The sequence below is a fragment of the Micromonospora sp. I033 genome (assembly GCF_053890995.1).
On the sequence record NZ_JBSSLX010000294.1, the window covers coordinates 1 to 5,710 of the forward strand.

Consider the following 5,710-nt stretch of genomic DNA (forward strand, 5'->3'; position numbering starts at 1 on the left):
CGAGCGCGATGAGCAGGACTGTCACCGGGCCCCCCCGCCCCCGGCCCGGGCCAGCAGCCGGCGGGCCACCGCGTCCCCGGCCCAGACCGCCAGCAGTGCGCCGACCAGGGTCGCCGCGAGGTACGCCAGCGCGGTGCCCGGCGCCCCGGCGGCCACCGCCCGCTGCGCGTCCACCGCGTAGGTGGAGAAGGTGGTGAAGCCGCCGAGCACGCCGACGCCGAGGAACGGCCGGACCAGGGGGCCGGACGGGCGGGCGGTGAGCACCGCCATCAGCGCCCCGATCAGCAGGCAGCCGCCCACGTTGATGCCGAAGGTGGCCCACGGGAAGCCGGTGGGCGGGTGCGGGAACGCGGCCTGCAGCCCGGCCCGGGCCAGCGCGCCGAGGACCCCGCCGGCCGCGATGACGCCGAGCACCGCCGCCGGGTGGGCGGGCAGCTCCCGCCGGTCGGCGGGGACCCGCAGGTCGACGTCGGGGTCGACGCGGAACTCGGACGGTCCGGACACGGTGCCTCCCACCAGGACGGGCATCACTGGCAGGGACCGTTGGCGAGGGTGTCGCGGTTCTCCCGGGGAATGCCGGAACGGCGGGCCCCACCGCCGCGCCGAGCATATCGCCGCCCCGCCCGGTCCCGCCGGTCCGGCGGCCGCCGCCGGACCGGTCAGGCCACCACGTCGGCCGGTTCGCGGGCGGCCGCCGGGTCGGCCGGGGTACGCCGGGCGTGCCGCCCGGCCACCAGCAGCACCGCGAGGCCGAGCAGGGTGAGCCCGGCGCCGGCCCAGATCGGGGCGGTGAAGCCGAGGCCGGCGTCGATGGTCAGCCCGCCGAGCCAGGCGCCGAGCGCGTTGCCGACGTTGAACGCGGCGATGTTCGCGCCGGAGGCGAGCGTGGGGGCCCGGCGGGCGTACTTCATGATCCGCATCTGCAGCGGCGGCACGGTGGCGAAGCCGAACGCGCCCATCAGCACCAGCGAGACGACGGTCAGCGCGGGGCTTCCGGCGGTCAGCGCGAAGCCGACCAGCACCAGGGTGAGCACCGCGAGGACGCTGACCAGGGTCCGGGACAGCGACACGTCGGCCGCCCGCCCACCGGCCAGGTTGCCGGCGAACAGCCCGACGCCGAAGAGCACCAGCAGCCAGGGCACGGTCCCCACGGCGAAGCCGCTCACCTCGGTCAGGGTGTACGCGATGTAGGTGAACGCGCCGAACATGCCGCCGAAGCCGAGCACGGTGACCACCAGCGAGAACCAGACCTGGGCGTGGGTGAACGCCCGCAGCTCGCCGCGCAGCCCGCCGGTGGGCGCGGCGTCGGTGGCCGGCCCGCGCCCGGGCACCAGCACGGCGAGGCCGACCAGCGCGAGCAGCCCGATGCCGGTGATCGCCCAGAACGTGGCGCGCCAGCCGAAATGCTGGCCCAGGAAGGTGCCGAACGGCACGCCGAGGACGTTGGCGAGGGTCAGGCCGGTGAACATCATGGCGACCGCGCCCGCCCGGCGGGCCGGCGGGACCAGGCCGGCCGCCACCACCGCGCCGATGCCGAAGAACGCGCCGTGGCAGAGCGCCGCGACGATCCGGCCGGCCAGCATGGTGCCGTAGTCGCCGGCCAGGGCGGAGAGCAGGTTGCCGGCGACGAAGAGCACCATCAGCCCGAGCAGCACCGGCTTGCGGCGCAGCCGGGTGACGGCGGCGGTGAGCGCCACCCCGCCGACGGCGACGCTGAGCGCGTACCCGGAGATCAACCAGCCGGCGACCGACTCGCTGACCGCGAGGTCGGCGGCGACCTGGGGGAGCAACCCCATGATCACGAATTCGGTCAGCCCGATGCCGAACGCCCCGATCGCCAGGGCGATCAGGCCGCCGGGGAGGGCCGAGGTGCGCTGTGCCATGCCGTACCCAATCCATGCGTCCGAAAACAAAAGGCGCGTGCAACTACCCGCGCCAGCAAGGAGATAGTTGCACGCGCCTTATATCGGCGCAAGTCTGCTAGTCTGGAGGCCGTCCAGGTCACACCGGAGGGGGCGCCATGGGGATCGGCGACGACGCGGTCGAGATCCGCGCGCAGGGCTGGCGCACCCTCGCCGCCCTGCACGGCCTGATCGAGACCGCCCTGGAGCGCGCCCTCCAGGCCGAGCACGACCTCTCCGTCGTCGAATACACGGTGCTCGACGCGCTCTCCCGGCAGGACGGCTGGCACATGCGCATGCGGCAGCTCGCCCGCGCCGCGGCGCTCTCCGGCAGCGCCACCACCCGCCTGGTCACCCGGCTGGAGGAACGCGGCCTGCTCACCCGGATCCTCTGCGCGGACGACCGGCGCGGCATCTACACCGAGCTGACCCCGGCCGGCTCGGAGCTGCTCGGCCGGGCCCGCCCCACCCACGACCGGGTGCTCGCCGACGCGCTCGCCGAAGCCGAGCGCACCCCGGAACTGGCCCCGCTGGTCGACGCGCTGCACCGGCTTCCCGCCGCCCGCTGAGCCGCCGCCCCCGGCGCGGCTGCGTCGATTCGGCGGCCCGGCGACCTCGCCACGGCCTGCGTCGGTTTCGGCCGCGCCGGCTCGGGGCATTTCCGGAGCCGATCGACCTGCGACGGAAGGGGGTTCGTGATGGCCGGAGGCAGCAGCACGACCGGCACACGGTCGGCGCGGTCCCGCGCCGCCCGCAACGGAGGCAGCGGTCGCAGCCGACCGGAGGGCCCGCCCTTCCGCAAGCCGAGGTGGCCCAAGGCGTACTCCTTCGCCCTGGTCACCGGGGCGCTCTTCCTCTTCTCCTGGCTCGGCCAGTTCGTCTTCCAGATGGCCGTCGAGAGCAACGAGGCCAGCCAGCACGGGCAGAGCTTCGCCTGGAGCGAGTTCCTGCCCCAGTTCTTCGCGAGCACCTTCGAGAACTGGCAGTCGGAGTTCCTCCAGTTGATCTGGCAGGCCGCCGGCCTCGCCCTCTTCTACTACTGGGGCTCGTCCCAGTCCCGGGAGTCCGACGACCGGATGGAGGCCAAGCTGGACGCGCTGCTGCGCGAGCGGGGCCTCGACCCGGACAACCCCTGACCGTCGGCGGCCGCCGCATCGGCGACCTGACCTGGCAGGACGGTCCGTACGGGCGTACGGTGATCGGCACCGCCCGGCGCGACGCGGCGTCGGCGGACCCGTCGCGCAGGAGGCCACCGTGCAGGACCGCACCCCTCGTCCCGACGAGCTGGAACCCGTCGAACGGGCCGGCGTCGACGAGCTGCGGGCGCTGCAACTCGACCGGCTGCGGTGGTCCCTGCGGCACGCGTACGACAACGTGCCGCACTACCGGCGGGCCTTCGACGCGGCCGGGGCGCACCCCGACGACCTGCGCGAGCTGGCCGACCTGGCCCGCTTCCCGTTCACCGGCAAGGCCGAGCTGCGCGAGAACTACCCGTTCGGCATGTTCGCCGTGCCCCGCGAGCGGGTCGCCCGGCTGCACGCCTCCTCCGGCACCACGGGCCGCCCCACCGTGGTCGGCTACACCCGCGCCGACCTGGACACCTGGGCGAAGCTGATGGCCCGCTCGATCCGGGCCGCCGGCGGCCGCGCGGGCGACCGGGTGCACGTGGCGTACGGCTACGGGCTCTTCACGGGCGGGCTCGGCGCGCACTACGGGGCCGAGGAACTGGGCTGCACGGTCATCCCGGTCTCCGGCGGCATGACCGAGCGGCAGGTCATGCTGATCCGCGACTTCGCGCCGGAGGTCGTCATGGTCACCCCCAGCTACATGCTGGCCATCGTCGACGAGATGGAGCGCCAGGGCGTCGACCCGAGGTCCACCTCGCTCCAGGTCGGCATCTTCGGCGCCGAGCCGTGGACCGAGGACATGCGCCGGGAGATGGAGCAGCGCCTCGACATGCACGCCGTGGACATCTACGGCCTCTCCGAGGTGATGGGCCCCGGGGTGGCCGTCGAGTGCGTGGAGACCAAGGACGGCCTGCACCTCTGGGAGGACCACTTCTACCCGGAGATCATCGACCCGGTCACCGGCGAGGTGCTGCCCGACGGCGAGCGCGGTGAGCTGGTGCTCACCTCGCTCACCAAGGAGGCCATGCCGGTGGTCCGCTACCGCACCCGCGACCTCACCCGGCTGCTGCCCGGCACCGCCCGCAGCATGCGCCGGATCGAGAAGATCACCGGCCGGACCGACGACATGATGATCGTGCGCGGCGTCAACGTCTTCCCGACCCAGATCGAGGAGCTGATCCTGCGCACGCCCGCGCTGTCGCCGCACTTCCAGTGCGTGCTGGACCGGCAGGGCCGACTGGACACCCTCACCGTCAAGGTGGAGCGGCGGGCCGGGGTGACCGCCGACGAGGCCGAGCGGGCCGGGGCGGCCCTGGTCGAGCAGGTCAAGAACACCATCGGGGTGACCGTGGCGGTGCAGGTCATCGAGCCGGACGGGGTGGAGCGCTCGATGGGCAAGATGCGCCGGATCGTCGACCAGCGGCGGGAGCGCTGACATGGCGGGCGGGGACGGCCGCACCGCGGCCCATGACATGTTCGACGCCGACGTGGCGTCCAAAGGGCTCGGCATCGAGCTGGTCTCGGCCGGCCACGGCGCCGCGGTGGCCCGGATGCGGGTCACCGCGGCCATGCTCAACGGCCACGCCATCGGCCACGGCGGCTTCGTCTTCCTGCTCGCCGACACCGCGTTCGCGCTGGCGTGCAACAGCCACGGCCCGGCCACCGTGGCCGCCGGCGGAGAGATCAGCTTCCTCCGTCCGGTCCACGAGGGCGACCTGCTGGAGGCCCGGGCCAGCGAGCGGGTCCGCCAGGGCCGCAGCGGCATCTACGACGTCACGGTGTCACGGGACGGCGAGGTGGTCGCCGAGTTCCGCGGGCGCAGCCGCACCATCGTCCGGGACTGACCGGCGCGCCGGCCGGTCCACCGGCCGGGCGCGGGCCAGGATGGGCCATGGCCGACATCCTGCTCCTGCACTCCGTCTACGGGCTGCGGCCCGCCGTGCTGGCCGCCGCCGACCGGCTGCGCGCCGCCGGGCACCGGCTGGCCACCCCCGACCTGTACGAGGTGCCGGCCGCGGACACCGTCGAGGCCGGGTTCGCGCTGTTCGACAAGATCGGCCAGGACGCGGTCCTCGACCGGGCCCGGGCGGCGGCGGCCGAACTGCCCGCCGAGACCGTGCTGGCCGGCTTCTCGATGGGCGCCGGCGTCGCCGGGGCACTGCTCGCCGAGCGGCCGGAGGCCGCCGCGCTGCTCCTGCTGCACGGCACCGGCGGCGACCCCGGCTCGGTGCGCCCCGGGCTGCCGGTGCAGCTGCACCTCGCCGACCCCGACGAGTACGAGCCGCAGGACGAGGTGGACGACTGGCAGCGGGCGATGACCGCGGCCGGCGCCGAGCTGACCGTGCACCGCTACCCGGGCCCCGGGCACCTCTTCACCGACCCCGACACCCCCGACCACGACGCGCGGGCCGCCGCCCTCACCTGGGATCGCGTCCTGGCGTTCCTCGCCGCCCGCTGATCCACCGGCCGGGCACGTCGCCCACCCGGCGGCTGCCCAGCAGTGGGACGACCAGCGGGCCGGCGAAGGTGTCGAGCCCGGTCGCCTCGCCCCGCACAACGCCGGGCACGCCCGCGCTCCGGTGCCCGCACGACGTCCGGGCCGGAGTGGCCCCGTGCCCGCTCCGGCCCGGCCGTCGCGCTCAGGCGGCGAGCGCGGGCCCGCCGGCGGCCAGGGTCAGTCCT

General features: G+C 74.9%; 7 protein-coding genes. 5 read left to right on the top strand and 2 right to left on the bottom strand.

The features are described from left to right. Positions 1-21: 21 nt before the first annotated feature. Positions 22-516, bottom strand: a complete 495-nt coding sequence (locus ACW0Q9_RS28660) for a FluC/FEX family fluoride channel (RefSeq protein WP_456186580.1) — start codon at positions 514-516, stop codon at positions 22-24. A 143-nt stretch (positions 517-659) separates the two neighbouring features. Further along, positions 660-1,883 (bottom strand): MFS transporter, encoded by a 1,224-nt coding sequence (locus ACW0Q9_RS28665; RefSeq protein WP_456186582.1) that lies wholly within the window; start codon positions 1,881-1,883, stop codon positions 660-662. A gap of 137 nt (positions 1,884-2,020) precedes the next feature. On the opposite strand from ACW0Q9_RS28665, the gene ACW0Q9_RS28670 reads away from it, so the two are divergent. The 5 genes from ACW0Q9_RS28670 (at position 2,021) to ACW0Q9_RS28690 (ending at position 5,486) form a co-directional block, all read left to right on the top strand. Further along, the gene (locus tag ACW0Q9_RS28670; RefSeq protein WP_456186584.1) at positions 2,021-2,470 is read left to right on the top strand and encodes a MarR family winged helix-turn-helix transcriptional regulator; all 450 of its coding nucleotides are present in this window, start codon (positions 2,021-2,023) and stop codon (positions 2,468-2,470) included. 129 nt (positions 2,471-2,599) lie between these two features. Then, positions 2,600-3,037: a DUF6766 family protein gene (locus tag ACW0Q9_RS28675; protein WP_456186586.1), complete on the top strand. Its 438-nt coding sequence runs from the start codon at positions 2,600-2,602 to the stop codon at positions 3,035-3,037. A 118-nt stretch (positions 3,038-3,155) separates the two neighbouring features. Continuing rightward, positions 3,156-4,463: a phenylacetate--CoA ligase PaaK gene (paaK, locus tag ACW0Q9_RS28680; protein WP_456186588.1), complete on the top strand. Its 1,308-nt coding sequence runs from the start codon at positions 3,156-3,158 to the stop codon at positions 4,461-4,463. Between the two features lies 1 nt (position 4,464). Continuing rightward, positions 4,465-4,872, top strand: a complete 408-nt coding sequence (gene paaI / locus ACW0Q9_RS28685; protein ID WP_456186590.1) for a hydroxyphenylacetyl-CoA thioesterase PaaI — start codon at positions 4,465-4,467, stop codon at positions 4,870-4,872. A 47-nt stretch (positions 4,873-4,919) separates the two neighbouring features. Further along, complete coding sequence (locus ACW0Q9_RS28690; RefSeq protein WP_456186592.1) at positions 4,920-5,486, top strand: dienelactone hydrolase family protein; 567 nt, start codon at positions 4,920-4,922, stop codon at positions 5,484-5,486. The last annotated feature ends 224 nt before the right edge of the window (positions 5,487-5,710 follow it).

Excerpts from the sequence above, each read along its gene's own strand:
- ACW0Q9_RS28665 (WP_456186582.1), bottom strand. The coding sequence starts at position 1,883 with ATGGCACAGCGCACCTCGGCCCTCCCCGGCGGCCTGATCGCCCTGGCG.
- ACW0Q9_RS28690 (WP_456186592.1), top strand. The coding sequence starts at position 4,920 with ATGGCCGACATCCTGCTCCTGCACTCCGTCTACGGGCTGCGGCCCGCC.
- paaI (WP_456186590.1), top strand. The coding sequence starts at position 4,465 with ATGGCGGGCGGGGACGGCCGCACCGCGGCCCATGACATGTTCGACGCC.
- ACW0Q9_RS28675 (WP_456186586.1), top strand. The coding sequence starts at position 2,600 with ATGGCCGGAGGCAGCAGCACGACCGGCACACGGTCGGCGCGGTCCCGC.
- ACW0Q9_RS28670 (WP_456186584.1), top strand. The coding sequence starts at position 2,021 with ATGGGGATCGGCGACGACGCGGTCGAGATCCGCGCGCAGGGCTGGCGC.